Source organism: Shewanella marina JCM 15074, from assembly GCF_000614975.1.
Taxonomy (GTDB): Bacteria; Pseudomonadota; Gammaproteobacteria; order Enterobacterales; family Shewanellaceae; genus Shewanella; species Shewanella marina.
Genome location: NZ_BALM01000006.1, coordinates 1 through 22,713 on the forward strand (window position 1 = coordinate 1; position 22,713 = coordinate 22,713).

The 22,713-nt window shown below is 40.6% G+C and carries 22 protein-coding genes and 1 pseudogene; 12 read left to right on the plus strand and 11 right to left on the minus strand.

The genetic code is table 11. The features are described 5' to 3' along the window. Positions 1 to 672: 672 nt before the first annotated feature. The 6 genes from JCM15074_RS06310 to JCM15074_RS06335 all read left to right on the plus strand — a co-directional run bounded on the left by JCM15074_RS06310 (position 673) and on the right by JCM15074_RS06335 (position 8,916). Positions 673 to 1,899, plus strand: coding sequence for a NupC/NupG family nucleoside CNT transporter (locus JCM15074_RS06310; protein ID WP_025820457.1), 1,227 nt, complete (start codon positions 673 to 675; stop codon positions 1,897 to 1,899). A 3-nt stretch (positions 1,900 to 1,902) separates the two neighbouring features. Beyond that, positions 1,903 to 2,610, plus strand: a complete 708-nt coding sequence (gene deoD / locus JCM15074_RS06315) for a purine-nucleoside phosphorylase (RefSeq protein ID WP_025820458.1) — start codon at positions 1,903 to 1,905, stop codon at positions 2,608 to 2,610. A gap of 126 nt (positions 2,611 to 2,736) precedes the next feature. Further along, entirely contained in the window at positions 2,737 to 3,174 is a 438-nt protein-coding gene (locus JCM15074_RS06320; protein WP_025820459.1) for a PaaI family thioesterase, read from the plus strand. A gap of 412 nt (positions 3,175 to 3,586) precedes the next feature. After that, on the plus strand, positions 3,587 to 5,032 hold the full coding sequence (locus JCM15074_RS06325; RefSeq protein WP_025820460.1) for a catalase: 1,446 nt from the start codon (positions 3,587 to 3,589) through the stop codon (positions 5,030 to 5,032). A 397-nt stretch (positions 5,033 to 5,429) separates the two neighbouring features. Beyond that, on the plus strand, positions 5,430 to 6,620 hold the full coding sequence (locus JCM15074_RS06330) for an amino acid permease (RefSeq protein WP_025820461.1): 1,191 nt from the start codon (positions 5,430 to 5,432) through the stop codon (positions 6,618 to 6,620). Positions 6,621 to 6,759: 139 nt separating this feature from the next. Continuing rightward, positions 6,760 to 8,916 carry a S46 family peptidase gene (locus JCM15074_RS06335; RefSeq protein ID WP_025820462.1) on the plus strand — a complete coding sequence of 719 codons (2,157 nt, stop codon included), beginning with the start codon at positions 6,760 to 6,762 and terminating at the stop codon, positions 8,914 to 8,916. Between the two features lie 51 nt (positions 8,917 to 8,967). Here JCM15074_RS06335 and tenA read toward each other — a convergent pair whose 3' ends face one another. Next, positions 8,968 to 9,627 carry a thiaminase II gene (gene tenA / locus JCM15074_RS06340; RefSeq protein WP_025820463.1) on the minus strand — a complete coding sequence of 220 codons (660 nt, stop codon included), beginning with the start codon at positions 9,625 to 9,627 and terminating at the stop codon, positions 8,968 to 8,970. Between the two features lie 159 nt (positions 9,628 to 9,786). Here tenA and JCM15074_RS06345 point away from each other — a divergent pair, with 159 nt between their 5' ends. Next, positions 9,787 to 10,128, plus strand: a complete 342-nt coding sequence (locus JCM15074_RS06345; RefSeq protein WP_025820464.1) for an FKBP-type peptidyl-prolyl cis-trans isomerase — start codon at positions 9,787 to 9,789, stop codon at positions 10,126 to 10,128. 49 nt (positions 10,129 to 10,177) lie between these two features. On the opposite strand, the gene JCM15074_RS06350 is transcribed toward JCM15074_RS06345, so the two are convergent. The 4 genes and pseudogenes from JCM15074_RS06350 to JCM15074_RS06370 form a co-directional block, all read right to left on the minus strand. Next, positions 10,178 to 10,879, minus strand: a complete 702-nt coding sequence (locus tag JCM15074_RS06350; RefSeq protein ID WP_025820465.1) for a 23S rRNA pseudouridine(2604) synthase RluF — start codon at positions 10,877 to 10,879, stop codon at positions 10,178 to 10,180. A 12-nt stretch (positions 10,880 to 10,891) separates the two neighbouring features. After that, entirely contained in the window at positions 10,892 to 11,596 is a 705-nt protein-coding gene (locus JCM15074_RS06355) for a hypothetical protein (protein ID WP_025820466.1), read from the minus strand. A 106-nt stretch (positions 11,597 to 11,702) separates the two neighbouring features. After that, positions 11,703 to 13,042: pseudogene (locus JCM15074_RS21200) on the minus strand (Na+/H+ antiporter NhaC family protein). Positions 13,043 to 13,657: 615 nt separating this feature from the next. Continuing rightward, on the minus strand, positions 13,658 to 14,614 hold the full coding sequence (locus JCM15074_RS06370) for a TerC family protein (RefSeq protein WP_025820468.1): 957 nt from the start codon (positions 14,612 to 14,614) through the stop codon (positions 13,658 to 13,660). Between the two features lie 367 nt (positions 14,615 to 14,981). Here JCM15074_RS06370 and JCM15074_RS06375 point away from each other — a divergent pair, with 367 nt between their 5' ends. The 3 genes from JCM15074_RS06375 (at position 14,982) to JCM15074_RS21205 (ending at position 16,237) form a co-directional block, all read left to right on the plus strand. Next, complete coding sequence (locus JCM15074_RS06375) at positions 14,982 to 15,344, plus strand: YgiW/YdeI family stress tolerance OB fold protein (RefSeq protein ID WP_025820469.1); 363 nt, start codon at positions 14,982 to 14,984, stop codon at positions 15,342 to 15,344. 195 nt (positions 15,345 to 15,539) lie between these two features. After that, positions 15,540 to 15,767: a hypothetical protein gene (locus JCM15074_RS06380; RefSeq protein WP_025820470.1), complete on the plus strand. Its 228-nt coding sequence runs from the start codon at positions 15,540 to 15,542 to the stop codon at positions 15,765 to 15,767. Beyond that, complete coding sequence (locus JCM15074_RS21205; RefSeq protein WP_025820471.1) at positions 15,746 to 16,237, plus strand: NirD/YgiW/YdeI family stress tolerance protein; 492 nt, start codon at positions 15,746 to 15,748, stop codon at positions 16,235 to 16,237. The genes JCM15074_RS06380 and JCM15074_RS21205 overlap by 22 nt, the downstream gene beginning before the upstream one ends. A gap of 40 nt (positions 16,238 to 16,277) precedes the next feature. On the opposite strand, the gene JCM15074_RS24820 is transcribed toward JCM15074_RS21205, so the two are convergent. Together JCM15074_RS24820 and JCM15074_RS24825 are read right to left on the minus strand one after the other, a co-directional pair. Continuing rightward, a complete protein-coding gene (locus tag JCM15074_RS24820) occupies positions 16,278 to 16,436 on the minus strand; it encodes a hypothetical protein (RefSeq protein ID WP_234400173.1) in 159 nt (52 codons plus the stop codon). After that, the gene (locus JCM15074_RS24825) at positions 16,424 to 16,663 is read right to left on the minus strand and encodes a nuclear transport factor 2 family protein (protein WP_051536845.1); all 240 of its coding nucleotides are present in this window, start codon (positions 16,661 to 16,663) and stop codon (positions 16,424 to 16,426) included. Before JCM15074_RS24825 ends, JCM15074_RS24820 begins: the two co-directional genes overlap by 13 nt. Positions 16,664 to 17,079: 416 nt before the next feature. Here JCM15074_RS24825 and JCM15074_RS21215 point away from each other — a divergent pair, with 416 nt between their 5' ends. Beyond that, on the plus strand, positions 17,080 to 18,360 hold the full coding sequence (locus JCM15074_RS21215; protein ID WP_037469251.1) for a hemolysin family protein: 1,281 nt from the start codon (positions 17,080 to 17,082) through the stop codon (positions 18,358 to 18,360). A gap of 604 nt (positions 18,361 to 18,964) precedes the next feature. After that, the gene (locus tag JCM15074_RS23490) at positions 18,965 to 19,531 is read left to right on the plus strand and encodes a type II secretion system protein (RefSeq protein WP_051536846.1); all 567 of its coding nucleotides are present in this window, start codon (positions 18,965 to 18,967) and stop codon (positions 19,529 to 19,531) included. Between the two features lie 61 nt (positions 19,532 to 19,592). Here the strand turns inward: JCM15074_RS23490 and JCM15074_RS06410 are convergent, their stop codons facing one another. From JCM15074_RS06410 to JCM15074_RS06420, 4 genes are all read right to left on the minus strand, one after another. Continuing rightward, a complete protein-coding gene (locus JCM15074_RS06410; protein ID WP_025820473.1) occupies positions 19,593 to 20,744 on the minus strand; it encodes a M20 aminoacylase family protein in 1,152 nt (383 codons plus the stop codon). A 54-nt stretch (positions 20,745 to 20,798) separates the two neighbouring features. After that, complete coding sequence (locus JCM15074_RS24830) at positions 20,799 to 21,248, minus strand: EamA family transporter (RefSeq protein ID WP_234400174.1); 450 nt, start codon at positions 21,246 to 21,248, stop codon at positions 20,799 to 20,801. A 79-nt stretch (positions 21,249 to 21,327) separates the two neighbouring features. After that, on the minus strand, positions 21,328 to 21,774 hold the full coding sequence (locus JCM15074_RS24835; protein WP_234400175.1) for an EamA family transporter: 447 nt from the start codon (positions 21,772 to 21,774) through the stop codon (positions 21,328 to 21,330). A 120-nt stretch (positions 21,775 to 21,894) separates the two neighbouring features. After that, positions 21,895 to 22,665 (minus strand): maleate cis-trans isomerase family protein, encoded by a 771-nt coding sequence (locus JCM15074_RS06420; protein ID WP_025820474.1) that lies wholly within the window; start codon positions 22,663 to 22,665, stop codon positions 21,895 to 21,897. Positions 22,666 to 22,713: the final 48 nt, after the last annotated feature.

Consider the following 22,713-nt stretch of genomic DNA (forward strand, 5'->3'; position numbering starts at 1 on the left):
TTTTAAATATGACTTTTCAATGATGTATGTATAGCTTGGGCTTTATCCTTTTTAAGGTGGGTTGGTAAGGTTGAAATATTATTTAATTATTTTTGAGTAATGTTTTAATTCGTCATTTAAATTAATTTAAGTCATTATTTATATCATTAAAATGGTTTACCACATTTGTATTAGTGGATAAGTATTGGTTTTGCACTCAATCTCGGTTTTCGAGTGTTTTTTTTAGATAAGTCATCGTTATTATCATGAATATTTAAATCTTGGTTGATGGCTGAGCGAGATGTGGGCTTATTGTTGTCGTTGGCAATATCCATTGATTTGCAGAGCAATTGCGACCTTGTAACGAGGTAATGATAGGTTTAACGTGTAATAAAATTACTATATTGTTATTTCTTTACGTTCAAAATTTATTTTTATAACCGATCACAACTCAAATAATAGCAATACAATTTGATACTTTGGTTTTGATATTTGGTGATATTGGATTGCTTTTTGTTCTTTTAGTTGAGTAGCTTGATTGCTAATGTTGTGATTATATTGATGTTAATGTGAATTAGGTGGTGTTTGATTAGTTTTTTTGAAAATATGTTTGTTATGGTGATGTAGATCTCTTGCCGCATTTTACCCGATAGATACACTGCTGCCAGTACCTAATCTATTGGAACAAAATGTATGGATGTTTTCATCAGTATTGTTGGCATGTTGAGCTTAATCGGCTTAGCTATTTTACTTTCTGAGCACCGCCGCGCGATCAAACCTCGTACCGTGTTGGGTGCACTTGCTTTCCAATTAGCCTTTGGCGCATTCGTGATGTATGTACCAGCCGGTCAGACTATGCTTGATGGTGCTTCAAGTGCCGTAATGCATGTGATTAATTACGGTAACCAAGGCTTAGCATTTGTATTTGGAGACTTAGCTAAATATAGCGTAGGTTTCATTTTCGTCATTAACGTATTAAGCGTTGTTGTCTTTATTTCATCATTAATCGCCGTACTGTATTACCTTGGCATCATGCAAAAGGTGATTGGTGTTGTTGGCGGTATACTGTCACGCCTATTAGGCACAAGCCACGCAGAATCATTATCTGCTACGGCCAATATCTTAGTTGGCCCTATTGAAGCGCCATCAATGGTGCGGCCATTTATTAAACGTATGACTCGTTCAGAGTTATTTGCCGTGATGACAGGTGGTTTAGCCTCTGTTGCTGGCGGCACCATGATTGGTTATATCAATTTAGGTATTGATGTTAAGTATGTGCTGACAGCAGCGTTCATGACCGCGCCAGCAGGTTTATTGTTTGCCAAGTTAATGTGGCCAGAAACTGAAACGCCAAACAATGACATTAAACAAGCACTAAAAGATCAAGAAGATATGCCTGAAAACGTACTTGATGCCGCTGCCGGTGGCGCCGCAATGGGTATGCAGCAGGTATTAAACGTAGCCGCATTATTAATTGCCTTTGTGGGCTTAATTGCCTTAGTTAACGGCTTAATTGGTGGTGTTGGTGCTTGGTTTGGTTTTGATGATTTAACTTTACAAGCCATGCTGGGCGTACTGCTTGCACCATTAGCTTGGTTAATGGGTGTGCCGTGGAGTGAAGCAACGACTGCCGCTTCATTTATTGGCCAAAAGATGGTGATTAACGAGTTTGTGGCTTACGTTGATTTCTTAAAAGTCGCTGATGAGTTATCTGAAAAAACCCAAGTTATTATCAGTTTCGCTTTATGTGGCTTTGCCAATATTGGTTCATTAGCCATGGTGATTGGTGGTCTGTCTGCATTAGCACCAGAGCGCCGTAAAGATTTAGGTGAAATAGGCGCTAAAGCCTTGATTGCCGCAGCACTTGCCAACTTAATGAGTGGCACAATCGCTGGTTTATTATTTAGTTTAGGAGCTTAACCCATGACCCCACATATTAATGCAGCCGCTGATGCTTTTGCTAAAACAGTACTGATGCCGGGCGACCCATTACGTGCTAAATATATTGCTGAAAACTTCTTAGAAGATGCAGTATTAGTGACGGATGTGCGCAATATGCTTGGTTACACTGGCTATTATCAAGGTAAAAAGATCTCGGTAATGGGGTCGGGTATGGGCATTCCTTCAATCTCTATTTATGCCAAAGAGCTGATTACTGAATACGGTGTTGAAAACATTATTCGTATTGGTTCATGCGGCGCAATTAGCAACGACATTAAATTAATGGACGTGGTCATGGCGATGGGCGCGAGCACTGATTCTGCGGTCAATCGTACTCGTTTCCCTGGCACTGATTTTGCGATGATTGCCGACTTTAACTTATTACGTCGTGCTGCAGATGCAGCTGAAGCTCAAGGTGTGAGCTACCATGTGGGTAACCTCTATTCATCAGATCTATTCTATAGCGCAGATGAAGGCCGTTATGACCTCATGGAAAAATACGGCATGTTAGGCGTTGAAATGGAAGCGGCTGGTCTATACGCAGTAGCAGCTGAATATGGCGCGAAAGCGTTAGCGATGATGACAGTGACTGATCATATTCGTTTAGGTTTGCATTTAACGGCTGAAGAGCGTCAGCAAACGCTAAACGATATGATTCGTTTAACGTTAGCTGCTGTAGCGGATCTATAAATAAGTCGTAATAAACGTCTGTTGAAAATATAAAAACATAATAATATCTGTACTCTGCTAAGCCCTGAATGCCATCATAGGTCATCAGGGCTTTTTTGTTTCAGGCACAATAAAAAGGAAGTAACAATGAGTATTTGGTTTAGACCCTTTACTGTCGCAGATTGTGAAAAGTTAGATGAGGGCATGCATGGCAAGGGCACGTTAATGCAAACCCTTGGCATCAAAATTACCGAAATTGGGGATGATTATTTAAAGGCGACTATGCCTGCAACCCCTGCGGTACATAATCCGTTAGGGATTGTTCACGGTGGTGCAAATGTGGTGTTAGCGGAAACAGTGGCAAGTTATGCCGCTAATTTTGCGATTGATTTCACCGAGTACTATTGTGTTGGTCAAGAGATCAATGCTAACCATTTAAAAGCGGCGCGTAATGGTGAATTGACTGCGGTCGCTACCGCCGTTCATTTAGGTAAACGTAGCTCTGTATGGCAAGTGCATATTTATAATAGTGCGGGTGAGTTAAGCTGTATATCGCGCATGACCGCTGCAATTGTTAAGCGCTAGTCCTATCCCTAAGCCATTTCAAGTAATGCGGTATTAATGAAGGCAAATAACGATTGCAGTTATTTGCCAATGCTTCCTTTTTACTCCCCTTAGCAGTAACGCTACACTTTATCTAATCTAATTTACAAATCAAAGTTATCTATTTTGATTACTTTTATTAATTAATGTTTGAGCTTACTATTAACTCAATTCGAAGCGAAAGGACGTTGATATGGCAACCATACACGACATTATAGAAGAGTGGCTTTGCAAATAAATGTAACATTTATTAATTATAAACCTTGTTCTTAATCAAAGTTTTAACATTAATAAATCATCTATTCTGCGGCGCTACAACTTAAGGATATTGTTGTGATTTGTTGCTAGGAGATTATTCCAGTTGCTGATCATAAGTTTTAATTGAGGATAGGGTATGACTAAGAAGTTAACTACAGCGTTTGGTGCACCAGTATCAAATAACCAAGATGTTTTAACCGCTGGCCCACGTGGCCCAATGCTACTTCAAGATGCATGGTTCCTAGAGAAGCTAGCTCACTTTGATCGTGAAGTGATCCCTGAGCGTCGTATGCACGCTAAAGGTTCTGGTGCTCACGGTACTTTTACCCTAACTCATGACATTAGCAAATACACTAAAGCGATGATGTTTAATGGTGTTGGTAAGCAAACTCCAATGTTCGTTCGTTTCTCTACTGTGGCTGGTGAGCGCGGTGCGGCTGATGCTGAGCGTGATATTCGTGGCTTTGCGATGAAGTTTTATACCGAACAAGGTAACTGGGACTTAGTGGGTAACAACACACCAGTATTCTTCTTAAAAGATCCATTAAAATTCCCAGACCTAAACCATGCAGTAAAGCGCGATCCACGTACTAATATGCGTAGTGCTAATAACAACTGGGATTTCTGGACATTATCACCAGAAGCATTACACCAGGTGACGATTACTATGGGTGACCGTGGTTTACCTAAGTCATATCGTCATATGGATGGTTTTGGTTCACACACTTATAGCTTAATCAGTGCTGATAACCAACGTTATTATGTGAAGTTCCACTTTAAAACTCAGCAAGGCATTCAAAACTTAACTGATGCCGAAGCAGCTGAAATTGTGGCTGATAACCGTGAAAGTCATCAAGAAGATCTATTAAATGCGATTGATAAAGGTGATTTCCCTAAATGGACTATGTTCATTCAGGTAATGAGCGAAGAGGAAGCACAAACTTACCATATCAACCCATTTGACTTAACTAAAGTATGGCCACATGGTGATTATCCGCTGATCCAAGTGGGTGAGTTTGAGCTAAACCGTAACCCTGACAACTACTTTGCTGATGTTGAGCAAGCAGCTTTTGCACCAACAACAATTGTACCGGGCATTGGTTTCTCACCAGATAAAATGCTGCAAGGCCGTTTATTCTCATACGGTGATGCGCAGCGTTATCGTTTAGGCGTAAATCATAGCCAGATTGATGTGAATGCACCAAAATGTCCGTTCCACTCATATCACCGTGATGGTCTAATGAACACAAGTTCAAATGCCGGCCGCACTATTGGTTATGAGCCAAATAGCCAACAAGAGTGGGCTGAGCAACCTGATTTTAGCGAGCCACCATTAAAACTTTATGGCGATGCTGACCGTTATAGTCATAAAGAAGATGACCATTACAGCCAAGCGGGTGATCTATTCCGCCTAATGAAAGCTGATGAGCAAGAGCGTTTATTTGGTAACACAGCTCGTGCAATTGGTGGTGCAGACCGTCATATTCAAATTCGTCATATTCAGAACTGTTTGAAAGCAGATCGTGCTTACGGTGAAGGTCTTGCAAGAGTGCTAGAAATTTCAATGTCTGAAGTTGAATAAACTATAAGACCCCGATAAAGGAGCGTAAAGCTCCCTTTTTTTATGCCTGTAATATAGACAAAAAATGTGACGCAGTTAGGTGGTTAAAAAATTATTGCTAATGTTGGTTGAGTGTTTTCTAAAGCTCTGTTAATGTCCATGCCAGACATAGGTTTTTATGGAAGGTAAATGTTGAACAAACAGTTCGTATTCGGGAGTCGATTTAGCCAGCCCCAATAGTGGGTTGATAGCTATCGCCAGACTATTGGGGCCAATTGAAATCGCACTTGGGGTGTGGTTAGACTCGATTGGACGCCGATATTGAAATAATTCCAAACTACCTTTCATATCACTCGTACCATTCTTTAATCTCTACATTCTGCCCTTAAAAAATAAAACTACATATTAGGACAATTCTGTGAATTTAAAACAATTAGGCTCTATTGCCATTGTGTCGGGGACGGCAATTGGTGCGGGCATGCTAGCACTGCCATTAGCGACCGCGGCATTAGGGATCATTCCCGCCAGTATATTGATGTTATTGGTATGGGGCTTGTCAGCTTATACCTCATTATTGATGCTAGAACTTAACTTGCGCTCAGGTGTTGGTGAGAACTTTCATGCTATTTGCGGCAAGTTACTTGGCCGTAAGGGGCAATTGATTCAAAGTGCGGCATTCTTAAGTTTACTGTTTGCGTTAACTGCGGCTTATCTTACTGGCGGCGCATCATTATTAATGCTCAGAGCTGAGTCATTATTTAATTTTACGATTAGTAATGAGATAGCCGTATTACTGTTTGCTTTAGGTTTAGGCATCTTTGCAGCATTAGGTGTGGCTTGGGTTGATAAATTATCGCGATTATTATTCAGTGTGATGATTGTGTTATTGGTGATGGTGGTGGTGTTCTTATTACCAGAGTCTAGCCCATCACAAATGCTAGAAGTGGTGCGAGATAGCAGTTCGAGCCATCCTTGGATGGTAGCGATTCCAGTGGTATTTACCTCATTTGGTTTCCATGTGTGTATTGCAACATTAGTGCGTTATTTAGATGGCGATACGGCCTCATTACGTAAAGTATTATTGATTGGTTCTGCGATTCCATTAGTGTGCTATATCTTATGGTTAGTGGTGACATTAGGGACTGTTGGCGCGAATGAAATTAGCTTATTTGGTGGTTCACTGTCGAAGTTAATTGATGCCCTACAGCAAATCAGCGCAAACCCATTTATCAGTAATGCCATCTCAATTTTTGCTGATTTAGCGTTAGTGACATCATTCCTAGGGGTAACCTTAAGTTTGTTTGATTATATTGCTGAACTTGTGGGGTCAAACAATAAGTTAAATGGCCGTATTGGTACTTGGTTATTAACTTTTGTTCCACCATTAGCATTAGCGTTATTTATGCCTGAAGGCTTTGTCGCTATTTTGGGATATGCGGCAATATCATTAGTGGTATTTATCGTGTTCTTGCCGATTGCAATGGCTTATAAGCAGCGTCAACAAATCCAAACCGGTTATCAGGTGATGGGCGGTCATGTTGCATTAATGCTAGCGGCTATCTTTGGTGTCGTCATTATTGCTGCACAGCTCGTCTCCGCTTGGGGTTAGTGATTAATGTAAGTGGATGTTAATTGAAAATTACAGATAATTAACTTTATGATAAAGTCGAGCCAATGTGCTCGACTTTTTTATTGCCCTACGATACGGAATGAGAGTGCTTATATAACTAAAAAATGGATTTAATATAATGAAAAAATGGCTTATTGCAGCGAGCGTACTGACAGCTTTTAGTGCGCAAGCAGATGAAGGAATGTGGCAACCGCATCAGTTGCCATCAATGGCGGATGAATTAAAAGCAAAAGGGTTAGAGATAGATGCAGCATCAATCTCTAAGCTGACCGAATTTCCAATGAATGCGGTGATCAGTTTAGGCGGTTGTACAGCTTCGTTTGTGTCGCCAAAAGGGTTAGTAGTGACTAACCATCACTGTGCTTATGGCGCGATTCAATACAACTCTACTGCAGAAAAAAATCTCCTTAAAGATGGTTTTTTAGCGAAAACCTATGCGGATGAATTACCTGCAACGCCGGGTTCTCGTATCTATGTCACCGAAGACGTGACCGATGTGACAGCTGAGGTGAATCAAGGCTTAGCCGGTAAATCCGGTAAGGCGTTTTATAAAGGCGTTGAGCAGAATGAAAAAGCGCTTGTAGCTGAATGTGAGCAAACAGATGGTTACCGTTGTAAGGTTTATAGCTTCCATGGTGGACTTGAGTATTATCTAGTTAAGCAATTAGAGATCCGAGATGTGCGCTTAACCTATAACCCAGCAGGTAGTGTCGGCAAATACGGTGGCGATATCGATAACTGGATGTGGCCACGTCATACCGGTGATTTCTCATTTTATCGTGCTTATGTGGGTAAAGATGGTAAGCCCGCAGATTTCAGTAAAGATAATGTCCCTTATGAGCCAAAGAGTTTCTTAAAGGTGTCAGCTAAAGGCGTGGCAGCTGGTGACTTTGTGATGGTGGCGGGCTACCCAGGTCGTACTAATCGTTATCGCACAGCAGATGAAGTTGAGCATACTTTTGAGTGGCAGTATCCCGAAGCTAAAATGTTGCGTGAACAGATCATCAACATTATTAAAACTACTGCACCAGAAGGAAGTGAAGACCGTATCAAGTACGAAAGTACTTTAGCGGGACTCGCTAATTACGCCAAAAATTATGGTTCAATGATCGAGTTTTACGGTAAGTCGGCTATGTTAGCGGATCGCCAATCTCAAGAAGCTGAGCTGGCAAAATGGATTAATTCAGATACCAAACTTAAGCAGCAATATGGTTCAACATTAACCGCGCTTGAGCAGCTAATTGCCCAAAGCCAAGCTAATCATGAACGTGAACTATTGCTCGCTTATTTAGGCTACAGCCAAATGCTATCAACGGCGAAAAAACTATACCGATTAGCCAATGAAAAACAGCTTGATGATATGGCACGTGAACCGGGTTATCAAGCACGTGATATGGTGCAATTTGAGCAAGGTTTAGCGCGTATTGATCGCCGCTACTCGGCTAAAGTCGAGCAGCAAATCGTACTTGATATATTGAGTCGTTATGCCAAATTACCACAGTCTGAACACCTACCAGCGTTAGATAAAGCATTTGGTATTGATAACACATTTGATGCTGCCAAGCTGAAAAAGACCTTAGCAAACTTCTATGCGCAAACTCAATTAAGTGATAAAGCGGTACGTATGCAATGGATGGATAAGTCAGTGGCTGATTTCAAAGCCTCTAACGATCCGTTTATCAAAATTGCCGTGGCTATGTATGACACAGATATGGAGCAAGAGCGCAAAGATAAGCAGCTTTATGGCGAGTTAATGAAAATTAGACCGCAATATATGGCCGCAATTATTGCTTATAATAAAGCGCAAGGTAAGCCTGTATATGCAGATGCAAATTCAAGCTTACGGGTCACGGTCGGTCACGTAAAAGGTTATATGCCGCAAGATGGTATGTATGCGGTGCCATTTACCACGCTTGAGGGCATTACAGCTAAAGATACGGGCGCAGATCCATTTGATGCACCTGCGAAGCAATTAGAATTAATAGAGCAAAAGCAATATGGTGATTACTACGTAGAATCGGTTGGCTCTGTACCTGTAAACTTCTTATCAACTCTTGATACCACTGGTGGTAACTCGGGCTCGCCAACATTAAATGGCCGTGCTGAATTAGTGGGACTGCTGTTTGATGGCGTCTATGAAAGTATTATTGGTGATTGGGCGTATAACGATGATTCAAATCGTTCTATTCAAGTGGATAGCCGTTATATGTTGTGGGTGATGGAGTATTTGGATAATGCTGATAACCTACTTGAAGAGATGGTTATCGTGAAATAACGGCCATTTAGATTGATATTTAAAGCCCTAACTTATGTTAGGGCTTTTTGTTTAGGCATTGAGTCCCTGTTGCCAGAAAGCGATTTCCATTCGGGTTGCGGTATTAAATACCATGGTAATATCTTGGCCACGCTGGCTATTGATATCAATTTCAGCCAGTAAATGGTCAAGATGTTCAATGGTTTTTGTTACACCTTGTTGGAACTCATTATCGCTATAAAGAGTAATCCAGCTAGCATAAGGATGATTGCTCAAGTCTATGCTGTTATCTGCTAATAAGTGGCGGCCAATTTCTGCATAGCCTAAGGCGCAAGGCGCTAGAGCTGCATACAACTCAACTATATCGCCACGCATGCCCGCATCGAGTACATAACGGGTATAGGCTACGGTACCAAAGTCTTCAACTTCTGTTTCTAAGTCAGCTTCAGTTAACTGCCATTGTTGGCAATATTGAATATGATGAGCAATTTCAGAGTCGAGTAATTGATATACGCTATTTAGGGCGTAGCGCATTTCAGTAAACGTGCGGGCTTTATAGATCGCTAATGCGTAGGCGCGTGCATATTGTTTTAAGAATAAGAAATCTTGTTTGAGATAGTGTAAAAAACAGTGTGGTTTTAAAGTTGCTTGCCCGAGTTGTTGAACGAAAGTGTGTTGGGTGTATGCATCCCAATCTTCACGGCAAGCACTGATTAAATCTAGATGGTTCATGGTATAACTCAGTCTTTTTGAGAATGAATGACACATCATACGTGCCAATCACATTTTCACTGGGATTAAGTTCTCTTTTTATCATTTTGTTTAAATTACATTTGCAGTGATTAGGCCTGTGTTAAAATAGTAATTATTTAATCTAGATAGAGAAATAACATGACAGCTGAATTAGAAATCACAGACTTAGTGGTTGGTGAAGGTAAAGAAGCGGTAAAAGGCGCATTAATTACTGCACATTACGTTGGTACATTATTAGATGGCACTCAATTTGATTCATCATATGACCGTGGTCGCCCATTCCAGTGCGTGATTGGCACTGGCCGTGTGATCAAAGGTTGGGATATCGGTATTATCGGGATGAAAGTGGGTGGTAAGCGTCGTTTAGCCGTACCTGCACACCTTGCTTATGGTGAGCGCCAGATGGGCCCTCATATTGCACCAAACTCAGATTTAAACTTTGAGATTGAGCTATTAGAAGTACTGACTCGCGACGAATAGATTGTGAGTTAACGTTTTAAAAACGGTGAACTCAGTTCACCGTTTTTTTTCAAGCTAATGAAGCCCATAAGCTTGCTACTTCAGCAGTCTCTAATTGGCGCATTTCGCCCATGGCTAACTCGCCTAAATTCAGTTGCATTAAGTCTGTCCGATTTAAATCAATTACATGATAGCCTAAAGCCTGACTCATCCGTCTAATTTGTCTATTTAGCCCTTGGGTTAATACAATTTCAAATTGATCGGCGTTAAGCTGTCTAACCTGACATGGCCGAGTCACAACATCTTTGTAAGCCACACCTTGGCTCATTTTCTGAATAAAATTGTCATCAATGGCTTGATTAACTTGTACTTGATAAGTCTTATGATGATAAAAATCAGGATGCATTAACTTATGCGATAAGGCGCCATCATTGGTCAGTAATAATAAGCCACGTGAATCTTTGTCTAAGCGACCAACGGGGAACAGTCTTGGAGACGTTGGTAATAGATGCAGTAGGCTATTGGCATCATGTTCAAGCAAACGACAATCGACGCCGACAGGCTTATTAAATAACCAATAACTTTTGCTTTCAGGTAATCCAACTTTTTGGCCATGGCAACGAATATCATGTTGAGCCGCTTGGCTGACCTCAATACGGTCAATGTGTTGTGCAGGTTGGCCATCAAATGTAATGGCGCCATCGGTAATGTAACGACCAGCTTGTTTACGGGAGCATAGTCCAGTTAATGCAAGGTACTGGGCCAAGCGCATATAAGCCATAAATTATCCATATAATTGAGAACGAGCGTGGCGTTGGTAGTGACCGATAGCCAGTTGGCGACACTTTAAGCCCATCATGACAAACCACCATAAGCTAATTTGAAAGTGAAGCCACATTATAACGGAGAATTTGCAAAAATCTTGGCCATTTATTTGGCAAGTCGGAATGGTAAATTGGTGGAAGTTTAATTGGCCCAGTAATAATAGCCCTGAAAAAAAACCTAATGCAGATAGCGTTAGCATGTAGATCCCTATGACTTGTTGCTGAGTCATATATGACACAAAAACTAATAAAAATAATAGCGTGCTACAGATGATCCAGCAGTAATAAAGCAGACTATTGATGGCTAAATAATTACTGGGAAAAATACCTTGGAGTATTAAGGTTATTGCAGTAGTGCTGGAGAAAATAGCCACTAGCTGGAAGTAAGCATTTATTTTTAATAGCGCGAGACAGATAGAGCAAAGTAAGCAGCCAATCCCCGCAATTAAAATGGCAAGGTTATAAACAATTGCAAGTGGTGAGTGGAGATAATTACTGAGTATTTGTGGGGTTAATAAAAATAACTGCCAGCCATGCTGACTAAGGTGATTAATGATGCTCACGCTGATAGCGAATAAAGCAACTAACATACAGCTAATGCCAATAAAACTGAGCAAGCTTTGGAGGTCGAGCGAGGTAAGCTTATCTATTTTTAGGTTTGCCATTACTCTAATTTTCCAAGGTTAAGAGAGGGCTAAAATAGCGCCTCTCTTATTAGACCTTAGTCGAATTCGAATAAAATTTAAACCGTTACCGATTAATTAACCTATCCTAGTCACGTGTTGGACGTGGACGTAAAATCACAATAAATACAGCGACAACGGCAAGTACCATACAGTACCAAGCGTGGCTAATGGCATCTACTGGCTAATTGCAAAGGTTGAAGCAATTAATAGTGCTTGTGCGCCATAAGGAATTAATCCCTGTACGATGCAAGAGAAAATATCCATCACACTGGCAGAACGCTTAGCCGAAACATGGTGTTTTTGCGCAAGTTCTTTAGCAATATCGCCACTCACTACAATTGAAACCGTGTTATTTGCCACACATGCGTTAGTGGTTGCCACGATACCTGCAATGCCTAATTCAGCTGCGCGGCATGATGCTGCACCTTTCGCTTTTGAAAAACGACCAATCAGTTTGTTCACTTGGTTGCTTACAAATGCTAGACCGCCTTGTTGCTGCATTAACGCTGCTAAACCACCCACTAACATAGATAAGATGAAGATCTCTTGCATGTTACTAAAACCTGCGTAGATATCTTTACCGAACTGGATCACGCCGTAATCCATTGTTGCAAAGCCGGTGATACCTGCTAATACGATACCTAATGTCAGTACCACGAATACGTTTAAGCCGGCTACTGCTAAAATTAAGATGGTTAAGTAAGGTAATACTTTAATAAAATCGATTGGTTGCTGGGTTAATTCAGCTTGGCCTTGGCCTGCAAAAGCAAACAAAAGCAGTGTGATAATACAAGCTGGAATAGCGAAAATGAGGTTTTCGCGGAACTTGTCTTTCATATCACAACCTTGGGTGCGGGTTGCTGCAATGGTGGTGTCTGAAATAATCGATAAGTTATCACCAAAAATGGCACCCGATAATACCGCGCCAGCCATCAATGCACCGTCAATATGCGCTTCGTTAGCGACGCCTAAAGCAATAGGTGCTACCGCGGCAATAGTTCCCATTGATGTACCCATTGCGGTTGCAATAAAGCCTGCAATCACAAAAAAGCCTGGTAGTAATAGATAAGATGGGATCAGTGATAGGCCTAATGCTACCGTCGCATCTACGCCCCCCGTTGCTTTTGCAACTGCAGCAAAACCACCTGCTAATAGATAGATAAGGCACATCGCAATAATGTTGCTATGGCCAATACCACCAATAAAGGTATCAATTGCACTGTTTAATTTCTGCTTTGAAATCACTAAAGCCAAAATAATTGCTGGTAAAATCGCAATCACGCTTGGTAGTTGATAAAAGGCAAAATCAACACCTTGCTGCTGGAAGTAAACACCGGCACCAATAAATAGCGCTAAGAATAAAAATAGCGGGAGTAATGCAATAAAAGAGCCTTGGCTCGTTGCTGTTGTGGTCGTTTGCGTCAATCTGCTCTCTCTTAGTCTGCCTATTGTTATCGAATGGTGGCTGACATTATCAATATTGTTGATTAGATTTGTTTCATTGCAGGCAATAGTAGGAAAACAATTGTTTTATGTCAATCTAGACGTCTAGATGTTTATACTTCTAATTATAAAAAGCATTAAAGTGTGACGAGAATCACAGAAGGTACTGCGGTTAGGTATGATGAATGGAATAATACCAATTTGATTAAAGATGTGAGCTATTCAGAGCTTGTCAGCCTTTTCAGTTCTAGGCGCATTGATGCAGTAATGGCAATTCCCTTTCAAATCAATGCAACATCGAAATGGAAAGGTCTGAAAAGCTCACTTCGTGCGGGTTTCAAGGCGCCGTATACTGCGTTGAACATTTTCAAAATACGACTGAATGGATGCCGGAGGTAGAGCAACGCAGGAGCTTGTTGCCGAGAATAACTATTCCGTTCAAATGTCCGCAAGCCACATGGATGTGGTGAATGTCAGTATTGCAGGAGCAAATACTTACCTTGTCTACAGCACCTTGAACTCCCGCTGAATGATCACCTTCTTAATCAAGTTGGTATAAGGCCTGCGATGCAGACCTTATTTTAAGTTTGATGGTGATTAATTGATTTGGCTGGGAGCTTTACGGCTAACATACCAGCTGGCCGTCATGGTAATCACTAAAATTGAGGCTATGACACCTAAAGCCACTAGCGTTGGGATTTTATAGAATTCCATCACCAGCATCTTGATTCCAATAAAGGCTAATATGGCGGCTAAGCCATATTTAAGCAGAACAAATCTATCAGCCACTCCGGCTAATAAAAAGTACATGGCTCTTAACCCCATAATGGCAAATATATTTGAGGTTAATACGATGAATGGGTCAGTGGTGACGGCGAAAATGGCCGGGATACTGTCTACCGCAAAAATGACATCGCTGATTTCGACAACCACTAATGCAAGTAATAATGGTGTCGCATATTTAAGGCCATTTTTGACTACAAAAAAGCGTTCACCATGGAGTTCATCGGTAATGCGAATATGACTTTTGACCCAGTTTAAGACTTTGTTGTTATTTAAATCTGGGGCTTCATCTTCCTTATCAAATAGCATTTTTAACCCGCTAAATAGTAAAAATGCACCAAAGATATAGAGGATCCAATGGAATTGATTGATCAGATAACTGCCTGAGAAAATCATCACTGTACGCAGTGCTATTGCACCTAATACTCCATAAAGCAATACTCTGCGTTGCAGTTCCGGTGGAATCGCAAAGTAGCTAAATAACATCAGCCAGACAAAGACGTTGTCTACTGCAAGTGCTTTTTCAAGAATATAGCCAGTTAAGAACTCAACTGATTTATGATGTGCAAGCTCAGCTCCGCCATGGTGATTAAACCAGAACCAGAGACCAAGATTAAATAATAGCGCGACACTGACCCAAACTAAGGTCCAGATACCGGCTTCTTTGATTGATACTTTATGGGATTTGCCACCACCGACAAATTTTAAATCGACCCATAATAAGATTAGAATAATGGCGCTAAAGACCAGCCACATCCACCATTGCGTCATTTTTTGCTCCTTTGATTAATAAAAATAACCAGCAGCAGACAAAATAGTGCGCAATGACTACAACATAGGACTCCTTGCCTGCTGGCAAGGTCTCACTAACAACGCTAATACTTGATGCATTAATGTTGCCCAGCGACCGGATGTAATTTGCATTACAACGAGATGACGATCGACTGGTAAAGCCAAAATGACTTAACTAAGTTACTCCCCTTGAACGGTGCATTATACGCTTGCTTAAGTTAAAACAGAATATGAAAAATGCCGTAACTGCATAGAGTCCGACTACAATGAATTAAAGATCATTTGGGTTTAATGACTATTTCATCCGATATTCGTTATTATTTAGTTAATAGATTAGGGGATTATTATGAAAAAAAGATATTTAGCGTTAGCACTTATGCTTGCACCTGGTTTAGCTATGGCACATGATCAAGTTCCTGCACAAGGTGGTTTTGTTGGCCCAAGTCAAGGCACGATTACCACTGTTTCAGTGGCATTAACTGCCCCAGATGATACTGCTGTAACATTAACTGGTCATATCTTATCTTCACTAGGTAATGAGAAGTATCAATTTAAAGATGCAACTGGTGAGATGACTATTGAAATTGATCATAAAGATTTTAATGGCTTAACTATTACCCCTGAATCAAAAGTGATGATTAAGGGTGAAGTTGATAAAGAGTGGAGCACTCGCACTATTGATGTAGACATGCTAAGCATTGTTAAATAAGCATCATATGCCACATAGAATGCCGTCTTTTAAGACGGCATTTTTGTTTTTAACAAAATATAGTTGATGAATATTTGGCTTGCTTATGGCAGGTAATGATTCATTATTAAATTAATAAACTAAAGCTCATGTTGGCGACATTCTCTGTTTATTTTCATGCTCCTAAAATAATTTATCCCATTAGGAGAATAGACAATGAAAACCAGATATATTGCTATAGCATTACTATTGAGTCCTTCGTTAGCATTTGCCAATACTGCCGAACAACCCGTCCCCACTGAAATACAAAGCGCTCCAACATCGATGATGGTGCAGCCACAAATGATGGCTGAGTCAGCTGCCACTAGCCAACAAACGAATCCCCAACAAATGAATGTGCAACCTAACATGATGCAGGCTACATGGTTGCGCCTCAAGGTATGATGCAAGGTTATCCCGTTGCTCATCATAGTGTTATTTTAATTGCACCAAATCAAGCGGGTTACAACAATCAAGGAATGATGCAAGGTCAGCAGCCGATGATGCAGCATTATATGACACCCGCAAACGGTCAGATGATGAATGGTCAACCAGTGATGATGCAACAAATGATGACACAGCAGCCGCATCAATCAGGTGGCTTTGTTGGGCCGCAGCATATTATTGATAATATCGCTGCTGCGCAAAAAGCCAATAACGATAGTCCTGTTGAATTAACCGGTAATATTATTGCTTCATTAGGTAATGACCAATATCAATTTAAAGATAACAGTGGTGTGATTACGTTAGATATCAGTCCTGAAAACTTTAATGGATTGATGGTGACTCCGGCAACGACAGTTACAATTCAAGGGGAAGTTGATAAAGAGTGGGGTAATTGCATTATTGATGTTGATAGCGTTAATCAAGCATAGTGCGCGATATTTATGAGTTAGCCAATGTGAGTCATATTGGCTAACTATTATTGGGGGCTTTAAACGGTTTACAAGAGGTGCCTTGGTGAAACACTAATTGCCACTGCTGTTGATGCTGTCGCCAGATAGAGCTGCGTAATGAATATTGGGTGACTTTACTTGGAGAGTTAATGGTGGCTTTATAGGTTAATTGCGCCACATCTGGCTGATCATCCGTAATTGAAAATCATGTTGATTGAAACTAATAAGAGGGTCTACCTCATGGGGCAGGCGCGCTAAAACTTCAGCTTTACCATAAGTGTGTCCTTGGCTATTAAATTCAAGAAAGTCATCACTCAATAGTTGGTCTAATTTATTTGTATCTGTACGAACCTCAGGGCTAAGTAAGTGCTTCTCTAGATAAATCAGATGCTGCCGTATATTCATGATTACCTCATATACCCAATCTACTTGACGTTGCAGAATTCAGTGGGAATTTAACCTGCTTTAGGCAAGGCATTGATTGCCGTGAATGGTTATACACTCAAGCTACTGTGATTCATTGTAAAAAATTCAATCAGTTGATGATAGTAATCTTGTTTAAGTCATTATAGCAATTAATTAAAAATATTATTAATTAACTTTAAAAACAATAAGATATTAATATCACTCCCTTCTGTTATTTATTGTTTTAGTGCCAATATCCTACAGCTTTATTGGTATTAATCACCTTACTATTAAGTTTAAACGTTATTTCGCTCTATATGATAATTGTATGATTGTTGTCGACGATCATATCTTTATTGTGTTGTTCAGGGCAAAATTTAAACTGCTGCATTGTCGCAGTTTTTCAGGAGATACAGGTGGACGTCGCCTTACTATTAGGGTTGGTATTGCTTAACGGCTTGTTTGCAATGTCAGAAATTGCATTGGTTACAGCTCGTCAAAGTCGCTTAACAAAACGTGTTGAACAAGGAAATTTAAAAGCGCAAACCGCGCTTGATCTGCAACAAAATCCCACTCAATTTTTATCAACCATTCAAATTGGTATCACTGCTATTGGTATTTTAAATGGCGTGGTAGGTGAGTCTGTATTAGCTGCACCACTTGCTCAACAGTTGATTGGCTTAGGTGTTGCGACTAAGGTTGCATCAATTAGTGCAACCATATTAGTGGTTGTGGGAATAACTTATGTGTCTATTGTTTTAGGTGAGTTAATTCCTAAACGTGTTGCGCAATTTAATCCAGAAGTATTGGCCTGTAATATTGCTAAACCGATCTCTATTTTAGCTAAGTTTGCTAAACCGTTCGTATGGTTATTAAGTGTGTCGACCGACAGCGTCGTTAAGTTATTGGCTCGCAAGGTCGATACTCAAGCCAATATTACGGAAGATGATATTCATGCGCTGCTGGCTGAAGGATCAACAGAAGGGGTGATTGAACAGTATGAACAGAAAATGGTGCGTAATGTATTTCGTTTAGATGATAGGCCATTATCATCATTAATGACGCCCCGTTGTGACATCGTTTATTTGGATATTAACCAGTCATTAGTAACCAATTTAGCTACGGTGACAGCAACTGAACATACCCGCTTCCCTGTGTGCCAAGGTGGTTTGGACAATATTCTTGGTATTGCGAGTGCTAATACGCTATTAAAGCACTACTTAGCGAATGAACCACTTGCTGAGCAATATAGCCATAATCAAAAAGCTGTTTATGTACCTGAATCGATTACCGGCTTTACTTTGCTGGAACAATTTAGAGCATCTGGTGTACAGATTGTGTTTGTAGTGGATGAGTACGGTGAAGTGCTTGGCTTAGTGACGCTGCAGGATTTACTTGAGGCATTAGCGGGTGAATTCAAACCGACTGACCCTCATGATGTATGGGCGGTTGTTGGCGAAGATGGCTCGTTGATTTTAGACGGCTTAATGCCAATTTCAGAGCTGCAAGACAGATTGTCATTAAAGACTATCCCTGCAGAGCAACATGGTCATTACCATACATTAAATGGCATGTTGCAGTGGTTGCATGGCTCATTACCTCGATTAGGTGAGCAATATCAGTGGCAAGGTTGGAATTTTGAAGTCATGACTTTAGATGGAAACCGCATTGATAAAGTGATTGCTAGGCAACAATAGCTTGTGAGTCACCTAAATAAAAACATAAAGAGGCCATTAACTATTAATGGCCTCTTTATGTTTTTGGGTTCTAATTTAAATAAACGTTATTTAGCTGTTGTTCTAAAAATAAAATTACGATCTATTAAGTTAAAAAGCAAAAAAGTGTGATTTACATCAGAATATTGTTCAAAAATGAGGCGTATTTTAAATATTAAATAAAACGAATGTTAAATACGGAGAATGATATGAGTATTTTGGCAAAAATTTGGAAAGAGATGATCTTTATCTCAACTATTGCAATTGTTGCGGGCACTATGATTATTTTTGGTTAATTAGTGTGATGAGGTATTTCGAGAAGCATTAAGTGGGTCATGCCTAAGTAGGTCACTTAATCATTGTGCTTAGATTTAAAATGTTCTATTAAACTCAATGTTTCATTTTAGATATTGGTATAAGTGTTTATCGACGTTATCTAACTAATTAATATATCCAATAAAAACGCTAACAGTCATGTTAGCGTTTTTTATTATCAAGACTTTTTATCATCATTAACTCAAGCTTTAGCTTAATAAGGCGATATTTACAGTAAGCAAAATTTATTGCATATAAAGGATTTAATGCGATGTATATAGGGAAGAGGCAAGGTTTTACTTTAGTCGAGCTGGTTGTCGTGATTATTATTCTCGGCGTGCTTGCCGTAGTAGCGGCTCCAAAGTTTATTGGACTTAGCGAAGATGCTATCGCTGCAACGAATACAGGGACAGCAGGGGCGATGCGCTCTGCTATTCAATTAACTCGTAGTAAGTTAATGGTTGAACAGGGGCATATTCCCGATGTTGGTATTGTACGAGGTCCTGATGATAGCACCACAAATGATGATATAGGCCTTTATAAAGGTTATCCAGAATGTGCCGTGACGAGTTGTGGGATAAACGGTATTACTCGATGGACTGGCTGTGTTGGGGTATTTGCATTAATAATGGAGCCTAACCCGTTTCCGGTTGGTGCCAATACTTGTAGTGGTAATAATAGTAATGGTGATTGTCGTTATTCAGTCGCGATTGAAGATAATGGTGTGCTTAATGCCACAGGCAGCACCTGCTTATTTACGTTAGAAGATGATAGTCGTTTTCAGATTAGATATAACATTGCAGATGGCAGTGTGATAACGACAGAGCCGTCTCTGTAAATAAAAAAACGCTAACAAATTTGTTAGCGTTTTTGTTTATATCAGTGTCAGTATCAAATAATTATTTATTCAATTGCTGCTCAACAAGTTGCTGCCAGAAATTCACGCCACTCATTAAGATATTATCGTTGAAATCATAATAAGGGTTATGCAGTGCAGTACCACCACACTCGCCAATACCGTTACCGACTAAGACATAGCAGCCCGGCGCTTGACGTAGCATAAATGAGAAGTCTTCGCTGATGGTAAATGGTGCGCAGTTACCGACAACGTTTTCTTCACCAGCAACCTTAATTGCAGCTTGAGTCGCATATTCAGTTTCTTGGGCGGTGTTGATGGTCGACAAGAAGCTGTTGTTGAAACTGTATTTGTAGTCCACACCGGCAGACATACATTGACCCGCCACAATGCGCTCAATACCTTTTTCGATTTTAGCTAAAGCTTCATCGGTAAATGAGCGAGTATCACCTTTAATGGTCACTGCTGACGGGATAACGTTAACCGTACCGTTAGTTTTAAATTCCGTTACCGAGATAACCGCTGTTTCATCAATCGCGCTTAAATGACGTGATACCAGTGTTTGAATCGCCAGCACAACTTGTGCGCCAACCACGATTGGGTCTGTACCCATATGTGGCATAGCAGCATGGCCGCCAGTGGCTAGAATTTCAATTTCAAATGCACTTTCACTTGCCATTAATGAACCTGGGCGAGTCACAAACTTGCCTGCTTCAATCCCCGGTAAGTTATGCATTGCATACACAGCATCAATTTTCCAGCGAGTAAATAGACCATCAGCAATCATCGCTTTCGCGCCAACGCCGTGCTCTTCACCCGGTTGGAAAATAAAATAGACTGTACCGTCAAAGTTGCGTGTTTGTGCCAGCTCATGTGCAGCGCCAAGTAACATTGCAGTATGGCCATCATGACCACAAGCATGCATTACGCCTTCATTCACTGAAGCATGACAGAAGGTATTCTTTTCACAAATATGCAGTGCATCCATATCAGCACGTAGGCCGATTGAACGATCGCTATCGCCACATTTTAAAATACCAACAACACCTGTTTGGCCAATGTTTCTATGAACTTCTAGACCAAACTGTTCCAGTAAGTCAGCAACCATGGCTGAAGTTTGAAACTCTTCAAAACCAAACTCAGGGTGCTGGTGGATGTGGTGACGCCATTCAATAACTTTTGATTCTACAGTCATGTCTTTTATCTCGTAAACGTCCGCCGACATCGGTTGATGTCGGCGGTTAAAAATTTATTCAGTTACCGCTTTTAGTGGAGTAGCTTCTGCGTCCTTAGCTTCTTTAGCTGGCGCTTTGTTGCTGAACTTCATAAAGGCGATCATAGAGGTAATAACTACCGCGATAGCAAGTAAACGCATTGGTGTTACAGCTTCACCTAGGGCGAAGATTGCCAATACGAATGAAGATAGTGGCATTAGGTTTAGCGCCATACCGGTACCATCAACACCTACACGCTCCATACCGTAGATGTAGATTAGGTAACTGATACCTGAAATACCTACGCCTAAGATAGCGATACATAAAATACGTAGTGGTGAAGAGAATACATTCAGTGCTGAGCTGAAATCAGCGCCAACAACGAATAGGTATAAACCAAAGCCTAATGATGCAAATACAAACTGGTGGAACATGGTCGCTACAGAGCCATACTTGTCTGCTAGTTTTGCGCGAGCATAAGCCATACAAGCGAAACTTGCTGCAGAGCCGAAACAGATTAAGTGACCAATGTTGAAGCTTGAGTTTCAGAGTTAGGATCCATCACTAGAATCGCAACACCTGCGAACGCACCGATAGCTGCACCAATCTGAAGAATAGTGAAACGCTCGTTATGGCGTAGGAAGCTACACACAGAATTAAAATCGGGATTAAACCTTGGATAACACCATTCTCAGACGCCGTAATGTAATCAAGCGATAAGAATGATAGGAAACTGAATGAGCCTTGGCCGATAATACCGCAACAAGCTGCCCAGAAAATATCGTTTCTATTTTCCCAGTTTAGTTTGAAATCTGTTTTCTTTTTCATTTTGCCAGACATTAAGCCGACATTGAAAATAATACCTAAAGTAATGAAAGCTACGGTATAACGTAACCATACTAATACTTGTGGATCCATCACTTCAAGGATTGGTGTGCCCACAATCCAAGGAATGCCCCATAGTAAACCGATAAAAATTGCAGCAAGCCAGCCTTTTTGAGTGTTTGTCATAATTGGTGCCTTTGATTTATTTTATATTATTGGTGTTGCTTATATTTTTTACTTGCGAGTAAATGTTTTTTATTTTTTTGTATAACAAAGGTCGAACTAAATTATTGGTGTAGCAAAGTGTTATGGATTAAGCAGCTTACCGTACCCAGGGCATTGTGCTTGTTGTCCTACTAGTGACATGGCGTGCCAGAACATTGCAGAGTTACTGCAAACCACTGGAAGACCGATTCTGTTTTCAATTTCGGCAATATGGTCAAGTACGCGTAAGTTGGTACATGACATAAATACTAATTCGGCGTCAGAATCTTTAAGCATTACATCCAGTGCCGCTAACATTGATTCTTTATCAACTAAAGTGATATCGGTATCACGTTCAATGCCCAGAGAACCTAATGTGGTCACTTCAAAACCAGCTTGAGTTAATTGCTGGTATAGCGGGTAGTTAACGCTAGTTGGGTAAGGTGAGAAAATGGCGATTTTCTTGGCACCTAAATGCTTGAATGCTGCTTTTGCTGCAGTCCATGGGTTGGTTGCTGGAATGTCACCACGGTTCTTAGTCAGTAACTTAGCGACTTTCTCTTCACCAATAATGATGCTCGCTGAGGTGCAACCAAATGCCATCACATCCATTGGTAAACCAGATGCAATCAGATCTGAAGCATCACTGATACCAACCGCAATTTGATCTAATGCTTCAGGTGTCATTTCACTTGAATAGAATACGCGTGAACTAAACACGCCTGCTTGGCTACCAAGTAGCTTGGCCCAATCCATCTCTAGGCTATGATCTGTGCTTAACTGCACTAGACCAATATGAACCTTATTAATACGTGGTGCTTGCTGGTGCTCTAGCGGCTGCTCAAATTGGCAGAAATCTTCAAATGTCATCATAATTCTTTTCCCTGCGGTATATTGCGCCCACCGTAATGGGCGCGACCT